The following is a 15,475-nucleotide window of genomic DNA, read 5'->3' as shown; positions in this document are numbered from 1 at the left end:
GCATCGATATGGAGAAGCGACCGGTCGTTCTTGTCGTCGAGGACGAGCCGGTGCTGCGCATGATGGCGGTCGACATGGTCGAGGATGCCGGTTTCGAGGCGCTCGAAGCCGCGGACGCGACGCAGGCGATCGAGATTCTGCAAAGCCGCCTCGACATCCGCATCGTGTTCACCGATATCGACATGCCGCGGGGCATGGACGGCATGCGTCTGGCGGCCGCAATCAGGGACCGCTGGCCACCGATCGAGATCATCCTGACATCGGGCTACGCCACCCCGGACACCGACAGCCTGCCGGAGCGCAGTGTCTTTTTCCAGAAGCCCTATGTCGCGGAAAAAGTGGTCGAGGTTCTGCACCGGATGGCCGGCTGACCGCATTCGCGCGGCGCTTCCTGGGGGCCAGAGACGGCTAAGGGCCGACCGGCCGTTCAGGCGGTTTTGGCAGCTTTCGCGGGCCTGGCCGCTTTCACCGTCTTCACAGCTTTCACCGCTTTCGCCGGGGCACGGCGCTTCTTTGCCGGCACGGCTGCAACGGTCTGCGCCTCGACGGCCATGCGGGCCTCGCGAAGCCGAGCGGTCTTTTCCAGCCGACGCTTGGATTCCGCGTCGATGATCGCGCGCGCGGCACTCGTCGTCGTGTCGTACTTGGATTCGGATTTGGAAAGCTTCGGTTTGAAGGCAACCTGCTCTGTGATCACATCGGCCATCGTCCGTATCCTTCCAATCAAAAACAAAAGCCGGGCCAAGCCCGGCCTCCGGAGGCGCCGGCCGCCCGGTGGCGACAAGCAACGAGAATTCAACGATTTAACTAGAGCGTGTGGCGTCTTTGGCAAGTGTCAGCAGGACTTCGCAGCACAGTCCGCGCAGCGTCCGCGAATTTCCACCGATACGCCCTGCGCCACGAAGGCGTGCGTTCGGGCAATGCGCGCCGTCTCCGTATCGATCGCCTCGTCCGCTGCCTCGATCACCTTCTGACACTCGGTGCAGACGAGAAAGACGACGGCATGATCGTGGCTTCCATGGCCATGATGAGTACACGCCATGAAGGCATTCTGGCTGTCCAGCTTGTGCACGAGATGCCGGTCGCCGAGCGCCCGCAGGGCGCGATAGATCTGCAGTGGCGCCTTGAGCCCGTCCGGCCGCAGCCTGTCGAGAAGCTGGTAGGCCGTCATCGGCGCATGGTCGCCCCGCAGCGCATCGAGCACCAGCTTTTCGTTGCGGGTCAACTTTGCGGCTTTGGACATGCCCTGTCGATCTGCTGAAGGCGGGAAGACGAAAGGCCGGCCTTGTGGCCGGCCCCCAATACCTAGTAGCCCCTGCGCCGCAGCGCAATGTCAGGCGTAAATGTCCATGACCTTGTTCAGCAACGCCAACGCTTCGGCCTTCGGACGCTGGAAGGAATTGCGCCCGATGATGGAGCCATTGCCGCCGCCGTCGCGGATGGCCTGGACCTCGCCCAGGAGCTCGTCCTCGTTCTTGGCGGCGCCACCGGAAAAGACGACGATGCGCTTGCCCGCGAAGGACGACTGCATGATATGGCGGACGCGGTCGGCGCCCGTGGCGCGCGGAATGTCGTTCTTCTCGTAGGTCGGCTTCGCATCCTTCAGGTCGATGAAGTCGGTCGGCAGCTTGACCTTGATGATGGTGGCGCCCATCAACGCCGCCATGTGCGCAGCATAGGCGATGATGTCGAGGGCGGTTTCGCCGTCCTTGGATACCTTGCCGCCGCGCGGATATGACCAGACAACCGTCATCAGGCCGCGCGACTTGGCCTTCAGCGTGATCTCGCGCAACTCTTCCATCATGTCGTAGGACGCGTCCGCGCCCGGATAGATGGTAAAGCCGACGCCCACGCAGCCGAGGCGAAGGGCATCCTCGACCGTGCCCGTCAGCGCCTGGTCCTGCGTATTGACGAGCGAGTTGCCGCTGTTGAGCTTGAGGATCAGCGGCACCTCGCCGGCGAAGGTATCGGCGCCCTGCTCCAGAAGGCCGAGCGGCGCGGCATAGCCCGAAACACCCGACTCGATCGCCAGTTCATACAGATAGTGCGGGTCGTAAGCCGCCGGATTGGGCGCGAAGCTGCGGGCCGGACCGTGCTCGAACCCCTGATCCACCGGAAGGATGACGACGCGGCCGGTGCCGGCCAGCCGGCCATGCATCAGGAGCCGCGACAGATTGCTCTTGAGACCGGGCGTCTCTCCTTCATACCAGGACAGGATCTTGCGAACGGTGTCGGTTCTCAGCATGGTGCCTCCGGGGTCTGCGCAACCCGACTGTATGGTTGCTGCTTACATTCGGGATGATCTTCTGCGGCGCAAAATAGCCGGCGTAAAGACGCCCGCGCGGCCAATCCAAATTAAAATCGTTTGAAAATCGTCTTGCCCTCTCAAAGTGGGAGTGGGCCGTCATTCTTGACTTCTTCCATCACCGCATAGGTGCGTGTTTCCCGGACACCCGGAAGCGCCAGGACGATTTCTCCAAGGAACCGCCTGTATGCCGCCATGTCCGGCAAACGCGTCTTGATGAGATAGTCGAAGCCGCCGGCCACCATGTGGCATTCCAGGATTTCCGGCGTGCGCCGCGCCGCCTTGGCGAAGCGGTCGAAGACGTCCGGCGTCGTCGTATCCAGGATGACTTCCACGAAGACCAGCAGGCCGAAGCCCAGCTTCTGCGGATCGAGCCGGGCCGAGAACCCGGTGATGTAGCCTTCCTTCTGGAGCCGCTTGAGCCTTTCCCCCAGGGAGGACGGCGCCAGACCGATGCGGCTGGCAAGCTCCGCATTGGTGATGCGGCCATCGGCCTGCAGGGCACGCAGGATGCGCCTGTCCGTTCTGTCGAGTTCGTTCATCGAGGTTGCCGCCCGCACTGCCGCTCACACATAATGCCCCGACCGGTCTACACATACGGCCCATGAGCATAAAGAGCACCCTTTCGAGCGAGCGCGATACGGCCGGCCTTCGGCAACGGTTTCTGGCATCCGATCCGGGCCTTGTCCGACTGCGGCTGGGCAGCCGCGTCCTTCTGACCGTTGCGTTGGTTGCCGGTATCCTCGCCCTCGCCCACCCGTGGATCGCCTTTCCGCCGTCGGCCTACGGCATGGCGATGGTGACCGCCATACAGGGCGCCGTCGCCATCAAGGATGCGACGCCGTCGGCCAGGGCCGTCACGCGGGCCTATGCGGTCGCGGCGGCCTATGCAACGGTCGTGGCCATCACGCTCCTGAACGGCCGGACCATCGCCGTCAGCGCGCTGTTCCTCGCCGTCATCTTCGTCTCGGTCTACGCACGGCGCTTCGGCCTGCGCTGGCAGGCCGTCGGCATGTTCACCTTCATGTGCTTCGTCATCGCCGCCTATCTGCATCCGCAACCGACCGACCTTCCCGGTATCGCGGTGTCCCTGGTGCTGTCGTCGGTCATCGCGCATCTGATCCGCAACTTTCTGTTGCCCGACCGGCCGGCGGAAGACTTCCAGCGGGGGCTGGAGGCCGTGGACGAGATCGTCGGGCGCTTGGCAGGCCGGATACGGCGGGCTGCCCGCAACGGGTGGTCGCCGGCCAGCCGGCGGGAGGCGCTCGACATGGAACGCCGTGCCAAGGATGCCATCCTGATCTGCGAGGGCTACCTGCCGGTGCAGGCAGAGGCCGACGACCCATCGAGCAGGCGGGCGGCGACCCTGGCCAACGACCTGTTCGATCTTCACCTTGCACTGGAAAGCGCGCTCGGAAGCGCGCTTGCCATGCCCGCGCCCGGGTCCGGCAAGCTGCCCGAGGGGGTTGCCGGGCGGCTCGACATTCTGGCCAAGGCCCGGCGCGAGGTTCGCCGCAGCGCCGCGGCAACACCGGCGGCCGCCTTCGCGGCCGGCGGCGGCACGGCGGCGCAAGGCCGCGTGGCCAAAGGCGGCGCCGGCAGAAAACGGCCTCTGGACGACCCGTTCCTGCGGCAGGCGCTGCAGGTGACGCTGGCATCGGCCATCGCCATGACCGGCGGCATCTTCCTGTCTCCCGATCGCTGGTTCTGGGCGGTGCTGACGGCGTTTCTGGTGTTCACCAACACCCAGTCCCGGGGCGAGACCGCGATCCGCGGGCTGGAGCGCGCTGCCGGCACGGCCCTCGGCATCGCGGTCGGGATGGGGCTGGCGGTGCTGGTATCCGGCGCGCTGTGGCCCACCATCCTCATCGTGGCGATCAGCCTGTTCCTGGCATTCTACCTCCTGACGCTGTCCTACAGCGCGTTGACCTTCTTCATGACGGTGGCGATCTCGCTCGTCTACGGGCTGATCGGCACCTTCACGCCCGAGCTTCTGGTGCTGCGGCTGGAAGAGACGGTCATCGGCGCCGCGGCCGGCATCTTCGTCTCCTTCTTCGTCCTGCCGCGCAGCACCTCCAGCCAGACACGGCAGGCGGTGGACCGATTCATGCAGACGCTGGACCAACTGCTCGAAACGGCCGCCGCCCTGCAGCCGGGCGACAACGAGGCACGGCTGCTGGTGCGCGCCCGCCAGTTGGACAGGGCCCATGCCGACATCCGCGACGCCGTCGGCCCCCTGCAAAGCGCCTGGACGTTCGGTGCCGGGCAGGCCGGGGTCCGGCGCGCCCTGATGCGGCTGAACGCCATCGTCCACGCGTCCCATGTGCTGGTGCGCCGTTTTGCCGCGACGCCTCCGACCGACGGCGAGCGGGAGCGTCTCTTAGCCATGCGCGCCCGGATCGCGGCGCTGGCGGAGCACGGGTGCAACTTCTTCGGACGCAGCGAAGTGGCCGAGATGCCGGAGGCGCAGGACGGGGACGGGAGCGCCTCCAGCGAAAGCGTGGAGATGGCGCTCCGGTTGATTTCCCATGTCCTGGCACAGGCCGACCCGGAAAGGCAGGCGCGCGGCCGCACTTGACGTCGGTCGGCGTCCTGGTGGCTAATGCTCTGGCAAGGGCGCCGTTTCAACCGTCCGTACCGGACGCCGTCGAAGGTGCGCCCATGTCACTCCGTCTTCTTGCCCTGCCCCTCATTCTTGCTGCGCTCTTCGGCACCGAGGCGACCGCCGAACCGCGTCTGGCGGTGATGCCGTTCGATTACGTCGACACGTCGGGCGAGCCGGTCGACCAGAGCGCCGACCATGCACGGCGCATGGGCCTGTTCCGAGAAACACTGCAAGGCGCGCTCGGCGCCGAGGGCAAGGTCGAGGCGGTGGAGCTGCCGTGCACCCGGGACGGCTGCACCCCCGCGAATTCCCGCCCGCTCGACCTGCTCGACTCGGCGCGCAGCGTCTCGGCGGACTTCATCGTTCTCGGCGCCGTCCAGAAGATGAGCACGCTGATTTCCTCGGGCTGGGTCAACGTGATCGATGTCGGCAGCGGGCAAGTTGCGCTGGCGCGCAAGCTGTCGTTCCGGGGCGACAATGACGAGGCTTTCCGCCGTGCCGCAGGGTTTGCGGCTGACGACATCGTGCGCAACCTTCCGGCTGTCGCGGGGTCCGGCGCGGCCAAATAAAGCGGCCCCGCCCATCTCGACAAGCCGGCGTCGTTCTGATATCTGATGCCAAATTCTGCGGAAGGGGTTCTCTTCCGCGAGGGTTTCTGCGTTTGCATGAGGCCCTCTCCGCTCAACGAACAATGAAACGGAACACTCGTGCAGGTACTCGTTCGCGATAACAATGTCGATCAGGCTCTCCGCGCTCTCAAGAAGAAGATGCAGCGTGAAGGCATCTTCCGTGAAATGAAGATGCGCAACTTCTACGAGAAGCCGTCGGAAAAGCGTGCGCGTGAAAAGGCCGAGGCCGTTCGTCGCGCCCGCAAGCTGGCGCGCAAGCGCGCCCAGCGCGAGGGTCTGGTTGCCGGTGGCCGCACGGCGGCCCGCTGATCCAGCCGTCGACTGGCCAGTACATGTTTGCAACGGGCGGCGAGGTTTTTGACCTTGCCGCCCTTTTTGTATGGCTTCGCCGTATTTTCGCCTCGTCGCTTCCATTCCAGTTCAATTCCCGCGCGTAAATCGGGTGGGCGGGCCGTGGAGGCGGCAGCCTGGAGGCTCCGGGCGTCGATACAACGAATTGCGGCCATCACGACCGGGGGAAGATTCATGGTCCTTACGACGCGCCAGTCCTACCGCATACTCGCGGCCTTCACCGCAGCCCTTCTGCTGTCGGCCTGCCAGAGCGCCAATCCGATCCAGGCGATCAACCTCAACCAGGCGCAGGGCTCGTCGGAGAACATCTCTTCGCTGACGGCGGCAATCAACGCCAACCCGCAGAACCCGGAAACCTATAATGTCCGGGGCACGGCCTATGGGCAGGCGGGCGAGTATGGCCGCGCGATCGGCGACTTCACCCAGGCCATCCAGATCGACCCGAATTACTATCAGGCCTATGCCAACCGCGCGCTCGTCTATCGCCAGCAGGGCAAGCTGTCGGAGGCCGTGCAGGATTACAGCCGCGCGGTGCAGATCAACCCCAGCTATGACAGCGCCTATATCGGGCGCGGCAACATCTACCGGGTGGCCGGCCGCAACCGCGAGGCGCTCGCCGACTTCCAGCGCGCCATCGATCTCAGCACGACGGACCCGCGCGCCTACCACAATCGCGGCCTGCTCTATCAGATCGACGGCCAGCACCGGCTGGCCATCGAGGATTTCTCGACAGCCATTTCGATGGAGGCGAACTCGCCGGAGCCTTATTCGGCCCGCGCGATCTCCTATCTGGCCCTTCAGAATGTCGACGACGCGCGCGACGACATCAACCGCGCCCTGCAACTCGACGGCAATCGCGCAGAGTTCTGGGTAACGCAGGGTCTCGTACTGGAGGCTGCCGGCGAGTCCGGCAAGGCGTATCGAGCCTTCTCGCGCGGGGCGCAGCTCGACCCGAAATACCAGCCCGCGCGCGACGGCATGTCGCGCACGCAAGGTGGCGCTGCGGGCAATACGCAGGCCTGATGCCGCGATGACCTTGCTTCGGCGCGCCAACCGGGACACAACCGCTTGGTGCGCCGCGATCCTTCCGCGGCCGGGAGGACTCCATGACGCTTTCCATCATCGGCACCGATGACGCCGCGCCCCTGGGACAACCGCTGATTTTTTCGACCGCGCATCGGGAGGCACTCCTGCGCGATGCGGACAGACAGCTTCGCTTCTTCGCCGGCAGCCTGAGGCCGCAGGGCGGATTCTTCGCCCTCGGGCGCGACGGCACTCCCCTGCCCGATACCGAACAGGAGTTGCATACGGCGACACGCCTTGTGCACGCCTACAGTCTTGGCATGACCATCGGCTTCAAGGGCGCCGAGGAGATGATCGACCACGGGATGAACTTCATCCTGTCGGCGCACCGCGACGCCGTCGACGGCGGTTATTTCTGGAGCGTCGACGACGATGGTCCGGTGCGGGCGGAGAAGCTGGCCTATGGCCATGCCTTCGTTCTTCTCGCCTCGGCCAGCGCCATGCAGGCCGGGCATCCGGATGCCGCCGGCCTGATGGCGGACGTCCTGTCCATCATCGAGAAGCATTTCTGGGAGCCGGGGCTGGAGCGCTCGCGCGACGAGTTGAACCGGGACTTCACCCCCTTCTCCACCTATCGCGGCATGAACGCCAACATGCATCTTTCGGAAGCGCTGATGGCGGCCTTCGAAGCCACCGGAGACCGGCGCTACCTGCACAAGGCCGGCAGCATCCTCGGCTTCTTCACCCTCGGGATGGCGTCGGAGAACGGCTGGCGCATTCCGGAGCACTATCACCAGGACTGGACGCCCGATCCAACTTATGCCGGAGATCCGATGTTCCGGCCGCCCGGAACGACGCCCGGCCATTCGCTGGAATTCGCACGGCTGCTCCTGCAGTACTGGGACCTGTGGGGCGCGAAGACGCGCGCCTGCCGGACGCCGCGCGCAACCTCGTCGACCGCGCGCTATCGGATGCCTGGAACGAAGAAAAGGGCGGCCTTGCCTATACGATGGACACGCAGGGCCGGGTGGCCATCGGCAAGCGCCTCTGGTGGCCGGTAACCGAAGGCATTGGTGCCCTGGCAAGCCTGATCAAGCTGGCGCCTACGCAGACGGACGAGATGTGGTATCGGCGCCTGTGGGGCTTCTCCGAGGATACGCTGATCGACCATGCCTATGGCGGCTGGTTTCCGGAGCTGGACGACGAAGGCAAGCCGACCGACGGCACCTTCACCGGGAAGCCGGATCTGTATCATTCCCTCCAGGCGGCGCTGTATCCGCTGGCCGACGGAGTGTCGCGACAGCGCGACGGACTGCGGAAGCTGGCCGGCTAGCCGACCATCCCGAAACCCGGCGGGCGCTGGCCCCCGCCGGGAAGGGGCCCGTCAGTGGGCCATCGCCTTGACGATGTCTTCCACCATCTTCTTGGCGTCGCCAAACAGCATCATCGTATTGTCCTTGTAGAACAAGGTGTTGTCGATGCCGGCATAGCCGGATCCCAGCGAGCGCTTGATGAACAGGCAAGTGCGCGCCTGATCCACGTTCAGGATGGGCATGCCGTAGATGGGCGAGGACGGATCGTCGCGCGCGGCCGGATTGGTGACGTCGTTGGCGCCGATCACGAAGGCGACGTCCGTCTGTGCGAACTCGGAGTTGATATCCTCCAGTTCGAACACTTCGTCATACGGCACGTTCGCCTCGGCCAGAAGCACGTTCATGTGGCCCGGCATGCGCCCTGCCACGGGATGGATCGCGTATTTGACCTCGACGCCCTCCTTCTTGAGCACGTCGGCCATTTCGCGCAGGGCATGCTGCGCCTGCGCCACCGCCATGCCATAGCCCGGCACGATAATGACGCGCGCGGCATTCTTCATCAGATAGGCGGCGTCGTCCGCCGAGCCCTGCTTGACCGTGCGGTCCCCGAGGTCGGCGCCGCCGGCCGGCCCGGCATCGCCGCCGAAGCCGCCCAGGATGACCGAGATGAAGGAGCGATTCATGCCCTTGCACATGATGTAGGACAGGATCGCGCCCGACGAGCCGACGAGAGCGCCCGTGATGATCAGGGCAAGGTTCTGCAGCGTGAAGCCGATACCCGCGGCCGCCCAGCCCGAATAGGAGTTGAGCATCGAGACGACGACCGGCATGTCGGCGCCGCCGATCGGGACGATCAGCAGTACGCCCAGCGCCAGCGCGACCAGCACGATGAGCCAGAACATCAGATGGCTTTGCGTCGTGGCGAAGCCGATGACCAGCAGCAGCAGCGCGACGCCCAGCGCAATGTTGATGATGTGCCGCGACGGAAGCAAGATCGGCTTGCCGCTCATGCGTCCATCGAGCTTCAGGAAGGCGATGATCGATCCGGTGAAGGTGATGGCCCCGATGGCGACGCCGATGGACATTTCCACCAGGGCCTGCGCGTGGATATGGCCGACCGTGCCGATACCGATGGATTCGGGAGCGTAGAGCGCGGCCGCCGCAACGGCCACGGCCGCCAGGCCGACAAGGCTATGGAAGGCCGCGACAAGCTGCGGCATGGCCGTCATGGCGATCTTGCGGGCAGTGTAGGCGCCGGCTCCGCCGCCGATGGCGATGCCGATCACGATGATCAGCAGGCCGCCGAAGCTGGGCCGCGCCAGCAGCAGCGTGGTGACGATGGCAACGCCCATGCCCACCATGCCGAACATGTTGCCCTGGCGCGACGTCGTCGGATGCGACAGGCCACGCAAGGCAAGGATGAAGAGAACCCCGGAGACCAGGTACAGGAAGGCCGCGAAATTTTCGGACATGGCGGCTTACTTGTCCTTCTTCTTGTACATGGCCAGCATCCTCTGGGTGACGAGAAAGCCACCGAAGATGTTGACCGAGGCGAGGACGAGGGCGATGAACCCGAACGTCGTCGCAAGGCCCGAGGCCGAGATGCCGACCGCCAGAAGCGCGCCGACGATGATGACGGAGGAGATCGCGTTGGTGACGCTCATCAGCGGCGTGTGGAGCGCCGGCGTCACCGACCAGACCACGTAATAGCCGACGAAGATCGCCAGGACGAAGATCGCGAGATGGAACAGGAAAGGGTCCACCCCCGTCGCAGCCTGCACCGCGCCGGCGATGCCCGGCTCGCTTGCAAGTCTGTCGACGCCCGCGCGGGCCGCTTCGATGGCGCCCTGCGCGGCATCGAGCGCCTGGTGCGTCGTGTTCAGCGTTTCGCTTGCCATCTCAGGCAACCTCCCCCGAAACTGCGGCTTCCGCCGGTTTGAACTGCGGGTGCACCACGGCACCCTCGTGCGTCAGTGCCGTCGCCTTCTGCAACTCGTCGCCGAGGTCGATGCGCAGCGCCTTGGTTTCCTTGTCGACCATCGTTTCCACGAAGGCCGAAAGATTGCGCGCATAAAGCAGCGACGCCGTTGCGGCGATACGGCCGGGCACATTGAGATAGCCGATCACCCTGGCCGGACCGACATCGGCGATCGTGTCGGCGACGGCGCCTTCCACATTGCCGCCGCGCTCCACCGCAAGGTCCACCAGTACGGAGCCGGGCTTCATCGTGTCGATCATCGCCCGGCTGACCAGGCGCGGCGCGGGCCGGCCCGGTATGAGCGCGGTGGTGATGACGATGTCCTGCTTGGCGATATGGCTTGCCGTCAGCTCGGCCTGCTTCTTCTGATATTCGGCCGACATCTGCTTGGCATAGCCGCCCGCCGTCTCGGCCGCCTTGAACTCCTCGTCCTCGACGGCGATGAACTTGGCGCCGAGCGATTCGACCTGCTCCTTGGCGGCGGGACGCACGTCGGTCGCGGTGACGACGGCTCCCAGGCGGCGCGCCGTCGCGATGGCCTGCAGGCCGGCCACGCCTGCCCCCATCACGAAGACGCGCGCCGCCGGCACCGTGCCGGCCGCCGTCATCATCATCGGGAAGGCGCGGTCGTAGACTTCGGCGGCATCGATGACGGCCTGATAGCCGGCAAGGTTGGCCTGGCTGGACAGGACGTCCATCACCTGTGCGCGGGTGATGCGCGGCATCAGCTCCATCGCGAAGGCCGTCACACCGGCATTGGCCATGGCAGACAGCGCAGTCTCGTTCCCATAGGGATCCATCATCGCGACGACGACTGCGCCTTTGCGATAGGAGGCAAGCTCGTCCGCACCGGGCCTGCGCACCTTGAGGACCAGGTCCGCGTCGGCGGCGTCGGCCGCGCTGCCGATGGAAGCGCCCGCGGCGGTGAAGGCGTCGTCCGGAATGCGCGACAGCGCCCCGGCGCCGCTTTCGACCACCACGTCGAAGCCCAGCGCCTTCAGTTTCTTGATGCTGTCGGGAGAGGCCGCGACACGCGGCTCACCCGCTTCCCGCTCTTTGGGAACGAAGAGTTTCATGGATGCTCCTCCATCGCGCGGGCCATCTGCCGGCGCGCCATGCAACTGTGCGGGAAAGATGGGCGCCGGACCGCGCCCGAGCGGTCAGCGCAGGATGTAGCTCAGGACGGCGCCCGAAAGGACGAACATGAAGAGGCCGCCGATGACGCCCCAGCTTCCGACCAGGCTGACCATCATGCCGAGCAGGATGGCGACGACGGCGATGCTGCCGTACTTCACCAGCCACAGGAAGCCCTGGTAGGTGCGCTCGTGCTCCGGATAGTCCATCGGTGCGGATGTGATGGGCCCGGTGTGATGATGGTCCGCCATCGGCAAGTCCTCGTTCGGCAACAATGCAGTGGCTCACTTATACGCATGCCGGCTCGCGGAGCAATCTCGAAGGCGGCTTTTTCGTGGCAGCCGCCGGACATGAAAAAGGCCGCCACGCGGGCGGCCCTTTCCGGTGGGATGCGCCTTTGTCAGGCTGCTTCGCGCTTCTCGTGCCGTCCTTCCTCGACCTCCTCGATGATCTTGGCGATGAAAGCCGGCAGATCGCCAGGGTTGCGGGAGGTGATCAGGGCCTGATCCGTCACGACTTCCTCGTCGTGCCACCGTCCGCCGGCATTGACGACGTCGGTCTTGATGGACTGATAGGAAGTGACGTCGCGATCGCGGATCACGCCGGCCTCGACGAGCAGCCAGGGCGCATGGCAGATCGCTGCCAGCGTCTTTTTCGTGTTGTAGAAATCATGCACGAACTTGACCGCTTCCGGCTCGGAGCGCAGGACATCCGGGTTGATCTGGCCGCCGGGAAGCACGAGCGCGTCGTAATCGTCGACCGACACCTGCGACAGGATCTTGTCGACGGGCACGCTGTCCCCCCAGTCCGTCTCGTCCCATCCCTTGATCTCGCCCGGCTTCAGCGACACGACGTCCACCGTCGCGCCGGCTTCGCGCAGCTTGGTCAGCGGCTGTACGAGCTCGGACTGCTCGAAACCATCGGTCGCCAGAATCGCGATGCGGGCCTGCCTGATGTTGGGCATCTGTCATGCTCCTCTTGTTCGGATATGCATGAACAATGCGCTTTCAGCCGCCCCCGTTCCGGACAGGTTGCCGCACCGCTACCGTTGGGGATCGTTCCAATCCCGGTCGCCATCGACGATATCGATCGCGATATCCACCGGAAAGCCGGCGCGCGCCATGGCCGCGACATCCCGGTCCCGCCGCCCTGTCCTGTCCCGAACGCGAAAAGGGCCCAATCCACGGCGCCGCGCATAGGCATGGGCGGCCTCGCGCTCATCGTGCCCCTCCTCCAGAAGGGCGGTCGATGCCGTTGCCTCGTCCACGCCTTTCTCGCGCAGCTTCGCCCGCGTCACCGCCGCGGAAATGCCCCGCCGCTTCAACGCCGCCACGCGCGCCCCGGCAAAGAGAGAGTCGTCGACGAGGCGCGCCTCGACGAGCCGGTCCACGACACGCGCCACCAGGGCAGCAGCCTCGTCCGGATCGTCCAGCCGGCGCTGCAGCTTGCGCACGAGCACGCGGGAAAGATTGGCCTGCGAGGTCGGGTAGCGGTTGATGTAGGAAAGCGCCGCGCGCATCAGCCAGCGCTCGATGTCGGACGCCGCTTCCGCCGGAGGTTGAGTGTCGCGATGCATGCCCCGATATAATACCTGGGGGTGCTTCATGCCCATAGGCGGATGAAGTACCTCCTGTATCCACGATATGCGGATCTAGAAAGCGAAGACGATGCAGCGCCCGATAATCGCCGTGCCGGCCGATATACGCACCTTCGAGAATTATACCTGGCACGCGACTCCCGACACCTATCTCAAGGCGGCACTGCGCGTTGCCGGCGTCATACCGCTCATCGTGCCCGCACTGTCCGAGGGTTTCGACCTCGCCGACATCCTCGACCGCGTCGACGGCGTGATGACGACGGGGTCGGCCACCAATGTTCATCCCGGTCGATATGGCGTCGACGCAACGACCTCATACGAACCCTTCGATACGAACCGCGATACCCTGTCCTGTGCGATGATCCAGGGGGCGCTGTCCCGCGATATGCCGCTTCTTGCCATCTGCCGTGGCCATCAGGAGCTCAACGTCGCGCTTGGCGGCAGCCTGGCGACGGAAATCCAGGATAAGCCGGGCCGAATGGATCATCGGGCGCCGTCCAACCCTGACCAGGCCGCACGTTTTGCGCTGCGCCACCCCGTGGCGCTCGAACCGGGCGGGCGCCTGCGCGCGCTGATCGGCGCGGACACGATCGAGGTGAACTCGCTGCACCGGCAGGCCGTGGACCGGCTGGCCGACGGCCTCGTGGTGGAGGCGACAGCCCCGGACGGAACGGTCGAGGCCGTGTCGGTGGCGTCCGCCCCGGACTATGCCTTCGGTTTCCAGTGGCACCCGGAATACTGGGCCGAGACGGATGCGCCCTCGCGCAGGATCCTGGAGGGATTCGGCGCTGCCTGCCGGCGCTTTTCCGCGCGGCGCGCGTCACATCTGCAGAGCGCCGCCGAGTAGCAGGATGCCGAACAGCACCAGAAGCAGCGCTCCGGCGATCTCCAGGCTATCGCGCCAGGCCGTCGACCGGCTGCCGAAGCGCAGGGCCGTGCCCTTGGCATAGACGGCCAGCGCCGCCAGCGCGGAAACGGTGATTGCCGTTCCGATGGCCATGGCCAGAACGGACAGGACGCCGCCAACCCACAGGCCGTTGACCAGTGCGAAGGTGAGAACGACGATGGCCCCGGCGCAGGGCCGAAGGCCCACGGCGAACGCGGCAGAGACGCCCGACCCGATGGTGAAGCGGCCGGTGGCCAGGCGTGCCGGGTCCAGCATATGGGCGCGGCCGCAATCGCATTCCGACGCCTGCGCCTGGCAGACATCCGGATCGTAGCCCGTCGCGCTGAATCCGGATGCGCTCGCACCGGCCGAATGGCTTCCGGCGTCGGCGAAGACCAGGCCGCCGGCCGCCGTGGACCCGACCCTGCGGCTGGCCCACATGCGGCTCAGCTTGCGCGCCAGCAACCAGACGCCGAAGACGGCGATCATCGCATAGGAGGCGACTTCCATGCCCCAGCCGACCGACGTCATGGACAGGCCGGTTCCGCGCAGGACATACCATCCGACGCCGACCAGGATCAGCGCGGACAGGGCCTGGAACCCCGCCGACAGGAACGACAGCGCGACACCCCGGCGCAACTGCACCTCGTTCGCCAGCATGTAGGATGAGATGACGGCCTTGCCGTGGCCCGGCCCGGCCGCATGGAAGATACCGTAGACGAAAGACAGCCCGATCAGGGGCGCGATGCCGCCTTCGCCCGAGCGCAGCGCCACCAGCCCCTGGCGCAGGCCGGTGAAGAACTCGCGCTGGACGCTGCCGATCCACAGGAACAGCCCCGAAAGCGGGCCGGTGCCCGGCTGCATGGCCACCTCGGCATTGCCGATGCCGAGTGACGATTGGGCCAGCGTCGGCTCCACCAGACAGAAGAGGGCCGCCACGGCGACCAGGATAACGCTCAACCGGGGCATGTGACGTCCACATGGGTTGCGAGGGCCTTGGAATAGTCGATCCCGTCGTCGGGCACCTTCTGGTCCGGCCGCAACATGGAAATCTCCGCCATCCAGTTTGCCGCGGCCTCGTCCGGGTCGGGCACGGTGAAGGCCTTGGTGCAGCTTGACGGCAGGTCGAGAAGCTGGAACGCCTCCTCGCCGGCGAAGTCGAAGGCCACGAAGAAGCTGTCGTCGAAGTTGGAGAACGTCACCGCCTGCTTCGCGAGGTCGATCGGCTCGGCCGGCGTCATCTCGAAGAAAAGTAGAAGCTGGTCGTGCTCGTACAGCGCCCGGATCCGCTCCGGCGGCGCCATGCGCACCGGCCGGCCGGCGATGGTGATGAGCGTGTAATAATCCCATTCGGCGATGGACTGGCGCACCGTCTCGCCGATGGCCGTCAGCTCATCGGCGTCGAGCGTCCCGTTGGCATTCTTGTCGAAGTCGAACAGGACGCTGGAGGAGAACAGCTCGTCCATCCGCCAGATGTTGCGGATCGCCTGGAGGTTCGTGCCGGTGCCGCCGACGATTTCCATGCGGCCTTCGACGAAGACATGGGGGTGGGCCAGCGCCGGCGTTGCCGCGCCGCACGCCATAAGGGCGGCCGCAAACGGTGCGGATCTTCGGATGGCCATGTCGTTCCCCATGCCGGTAGCCTGTCGCTCAT

Annotated in this window: 18 protein-coding genes and 1 pseudogene; 7 read left to right on the top strand and 12 right to left on the bottom strand. The window is 65.8% G+C overall.

Translation table 11 applies throughout. From position 1 onward, the window contains the following. Positions 1-8: 8 nt before the first annotated feature. Positions 9-371 carry a response regulator gene (locus IGS74_RS07400; protein ID WP_192391528.1) on the top strand — a complete coding sequence of 121 codons (363 nt, stop codon included), beginning with the start codon at positions 9-11 and terminating at the stop codon, positions 369-371. Positions 372-427: 56 nt separating this feature from the next. On the opposite strand, the gene IGS74_RS07395 is transcribed toward IGS74_RS07400, so the two are convergent. The 4 genes from IGS74_RS07395 to IGS74_RS07380 all read right to left on the bottom strand — a co-directional run bounded on the left by IGS74_RS07395 (position 428) and on the right by IGS74_RS07380 (position 2,847). Further along, the gene (locus IGS74_RS07395) at positions 428-706 is read right to left on the bottom strand and encodes a hypothetical protein (RefSeq protein WP_039188872.1); all 279 of its coding nucleotides are present in this window, start codon (positions 704-706) and stop codon (positions 428-430) included. Between the two features lie 129 nt (positions 707-835). Beyond that, positions 836-1,243 carry a Fur family transcriptional regulator gene (locus tag IGS74_RS07390; protein ID WP_192390444.1) on the bottom strand — a complete coding sequence of 136 codons (408 nt, stop codon included), beginning with the start codon at positions 1,241-1,243 and terminating at the stop codon, positions 836-838. A 90-nt stretch (positions 1,244-1,333) separates the two neighbouring features. Beyond that, positions 1,334-2,245 (bottom strand): class I fructose-bisphosphate aldolase, encoded by a 912-nt coding sequence (locus IGS74_RS07385; protein WP_039188870.1) that lies wholly within the window; start codon positions 2,243-2,245, stop codon positions 1,334-1,336. Positions 2,246-2,385: 140 nt separating this feature from the next. Next, entirely contained in the window at positions 2,386-2,847 is a 462-nt protein-coding gene (locus IGS74_RS07380; protein WP_039188869.1) for an Lrp/AsnC ligand binding domain-containing protein, read from the bottom strand. Positions 2,848-2,909: 62 nt separating this feature from the next. On the opposite strand from IGS74_RS07380, the gene IGS74_RS07375 reads away from it, so the two are divergent. From IGS74_RS07375 to IGS74_RS20250, 5 genes and pseudogenes are all read left to right on the top strand, one after another. Continuing rightward, positions 2,910-4,883 carry an FUSC family protein gene (locus tag IGS74_RS07375; RefSeq protein WP_192390443.1) on the top strand — a complete coding sequence of 658 codons (1,974 nt, stop codon included), beginning with the start codon at positions 2,910-2,912 and terminating at the stop codon, positions 4,881-4,883. An 83-nt stretch (positions 4,884-4,966) separates the two neighbouring features. Continuing rightward, entirely contained in the window at positions 4,967-5,479 is a 513-nt protein-coding gene (locus tag IGS74_RS07370; protein ID WP_192390442.1) for a DUF2380 domain-containing protein, read from the top strand. Between the two features lie 138 nt (positions 5,480-5,617). Further along, on the top strand, positions 5,618-5,848 hold the full coding sequence (gene rpsU, locus IGS74_RS07365; protein ID WP_039188866.1) for a 30S ribosomal protein S21: 231 nt from the start codon (positions 5,618-5,620) through the stop codon (positions 5,846-5,848). A gap of 216 nt (positions 5,849-6,064) precedes the next feature. Then, the gene (locus IGS74_RS07360; RefSeq protein WP_039188865.1) at positions 6,065-6,913 is read left to right on the top strand and encodes a tetratricopeptide repeat protein; all 849 of its coding nucleotides are present in this window, start codon (positions 6,065-6,067) and stop codon (positions 6,911-6,913) included. An 83-nt stretch (positions 6,914-6,996) separates the two neighbouring features. Beyond that, positions 6,997-8,246: pseudogene (locus tag IGS74_RS20250) on the top strand (AGE family epimerase/isomerase). 51 nt (positions 8,247-8,297) lie between these two features. Here the strand turns inward: IGS74_RS20250 and IGS74_RS07350 are convergent. From IGS74_RS07350 to IGS74_RS07325, 6 genes are all read right to left on the bottom strand, one after another. Then, positions 8,298-9,698, bottom strand: a complete 1,401-nt coding sequence (locus tag IGS74_RS07350) for an NAD(P)(+) transhydrogenase (Re/Si-specific) subunit beta (RefSeq protein WP_039188863.1) — start codon at positions 9,696-9,698, stop codon at positions 8,298-8,300. Between the two features lie 6 nt (positions 9,699-9,704). Further along, a complete protein-coding gene (locus tag IGS74_RS07345) occupies positions 9,705-10,124 on the bottom strand; it encodes a proton-translocating transhydrogenase family protein (RefSeq protein WP_039188862.1) in 420 nt (139 codons plus the stop codon). Position 10,125: 1 nt separating this feature from the next. Next, entirely contained in the window at positions 10,126-11,280 is a 1,155-nt protein-coding gene (locus tag IGS74_RS07340; RefSeq protein WP_192390441.1) for a Re/Si-specific NAD(P)(+) transhydrogenase subunit alpha, read from the bottom strand. Between the two features lie 84 nt (positions 11,281-11,364). Then, a complete protein-coding gene (locus IGS74_RS07335; protein ID WP_039188860.1) occupies positions 11,365-11,589 on the bottom strand; it encodes an aa3-type cytochrome c oxidase subunit IV in 225 nt (74 codons plus the stop codon). A 149-nt stretch (positions 11,590-11,738) separates the two neighbouring features. Then, positions 11,739-12,302: a type 1 glutamine amidotransferase domain-containing protein gene (locus tag IGS74_RS07330; RefSeq protein ID WP_192390440.1), complete on the bottom strand. Its 564-nt coding sequence runs from the start codon at positions 12,300-12,302 to the stop codon at positions 11,739-11,741. 78 nt (positions 12,303-12,380) lie between these two features. Continuing rightward, positions 12,381-12,914, bottom strand: coding sequence for a regulatory protein RecX (locus tag IGS74_RS07325; protein WP_192390439.1), 534 nt, complete (start codon positions 12,912-12,914; stop codon positions 12,381-12,383). A 91-nt stretch (positions 12,915-13,005) separates the two neighbouring features. Here IGS74_RS07325 and IGS74_RS07320 point away from each other — a divergent pair, with 91 nt between their 5' ends. Next, on the top strand, positions 13,006-13,782 hold the full coding sequence (locus IGS74_RS07320; protein ID WP_192390438.1) for a gamma-glutamyl-gamma-aminobutyrate hydrolase family protein: 777 nt from the start codon (positions 13,006-13,008) through the stop codon (positions 13,780-13,782). On the opposite strand, the gene IGS74_RS07315 is transcribed toward IGS74_RS07320, so the two are convergent. Both IGS74_RS07315 and IGS74_RS07310 read right to left on the bottom strand, forming a co-directional pair. Further along, a complete protein-coding gene (locus IGS74_RS07315) occupies positions 13,756-14,790 on the bottom strand; it encodes a nickel/cobalt transporter (RefSeq protein WP_192390437.1) in 1,035 nt (344 codons plus the stop codon). The genes IGS74_RS07320 and IGS74_RS07315 overlap by 27 nt on opposite strands. Beyond that, positions 14,778-15,443 carry a DUF1007 family protein gene (locus IGS74_RS07310; RefSeq protein WP_192390436.1) on the bottom strand — a complete coding sequence of 222 codons (666 nt, stop codon included), beginning with the start codon at positions 15,441-15,443 and terminating at the stop codon, positions 14,778-14,780. The genes IGS74_RS07315 and IGS74_RS07310 overlap by 13 nt, the downstream gene beginning before the upstream one ends. Positions 15,444-15,475 lie beyond the last annotated feature (32 nt).

This window comes from Aureimonas sp. OT7, from assembly GCF_014844055.1.
Taxonomy (GTDB): Bacteria; Pseudomonadota; Alphaproteobacteria; order Rhizobiales; family Rhizobiaceae; genus Aureimonas; species Aureimonas altamirensis_A.
The sequence above is the reverse complement of the archived record's forward strand: the minus strand, read 5'-3'. Positions and strand labels throughout refer to the sequence as shown.

Excerpts from the sequence above, each read along its gene's own strand:
- IGS74_RS07350 (WP_039188863.1), bottom strand. The coding sequence starts at position 9,698 with ATGTCCGAAAATTTCGCGGCCTTCCTGTACCTGGTCTCCGGGGTTCTC.
- IGS74_RS07330 (WP_192390440.1), bottom strand. The coding sequence starts at position 12,302 with ATGCCCAACATCAGGCAGGCCCGCATCGCGATTCTGGCGACCGATGGT.
- IGS74_RS07380 (WP_039188869.1), bottom strand. The coding sequence starts at position 2,847 with ATGAACGAACTCGACAGAACGGACAGGCGCATCCTGCGTGCCCTGCAG.
- IGS74_RS07320 (WP_192390438.1), top strand. The coding sequence starts at position 13,006 with ATGCAGCGCCCGATAATCGCCGTGCCGGCCGATATACGCACCTTCGAG.
- IGS74_RS07395 (WP_039188872.1), bottom strand. The coding sequence starts at position 706 with ATGGCCGATGTGATCACAGAGCAGGTTGCCTTCAAACCGAAGCTTTCC.
- IGS74_RS07325 (WP_192390439.1), bottom strand. The coding sequence starts at position 12,914 with ATGCATCGCGACACTCAACCTCCGGCGGAAGCGGCGTCCGACATCGAG.
- IGS74_RS07385 (WP_039188870.1), bottom strand. The coding sequence starts at position 2,245 with ATGCTGAGAACCGACACCGTTCGCAAGATCCTGTCCTGGTATGAAGGA.
- IGS74_RS07360 (WP_039188865.1), top strand. The coding sequence starts at position 6,065 with ATGGTCCTTACGACGCGCCAGTCCTACCGCATACTCGCGGCCTTCACC.
- IGS74_RS07335 (WP_039188860.1), bottom strand. The coding sequence starts at position 11,589 with ATGGCGGACCATCATCACACCGGGCCCATCACATCCGCACCGATGGAC.
- IGS74_RS07345 (WP_039188862.1), bottom strand. The coding sequence starts at position 10,124 with ATGGCAAGCGAAACGCTGAACACGACGCACCAGGCGCTCGATGCCGCG.
- IGS74_RS07370 (WP_192390442.1), top strand. The coding sequence starts at position 4,967 with ATGTCACTCCGTCTTCTTGCCCTGCCCCTCATTCTTGCTGCGCTCTTC.
- IGS74_RS07390 (WP_192390444.1), bottom strand. The coding sequence starts at position 1,243 with ATGTCCAAAGCCGCAAAGTTGACCCGCAACGAAAAGCTGGTGCTCGAT.
- IGS74_RS07310 (WP_192390436.1), bottom strand. The coding sequence starts at position 15,443 with ATGGCCATCCGAAGATCCGCACCGTTTGCGGCCGCCCTTATGGCGTGC.
- IGS74_RS07400 (WP_192391528.1), top strand. The coding sequence starts at position 9 with ATGGAGAAGCGACCGGTCGTTCTTGTCGTCGAGGACGAGCCGGTGCTG.
- IGS74_RS07375 (WP_192390443.1), top strand. The coding sequence starts at position 2,910 with ATGAGCATAAAGAGCACCCTTTCGAGCGAGCGCGATACGGCCGGCCTT.
- IGS74_RS07340 (WP_192390441.1), bottom strand. The coding sequence starts at position 11,280 with ATGAAACTCTTCGTTCCCAAAGAGCGGGAAGCGGGTGAGCCGCGTGTC.
- IGS74_RS07315 (WP_192390437.1), bottom strand. The coding sequence starts at position 14,790 with ATGCCCCGGTTGAGCGTTATCCTGGTCGCCGTGGCGGCCCTCTTCTGT.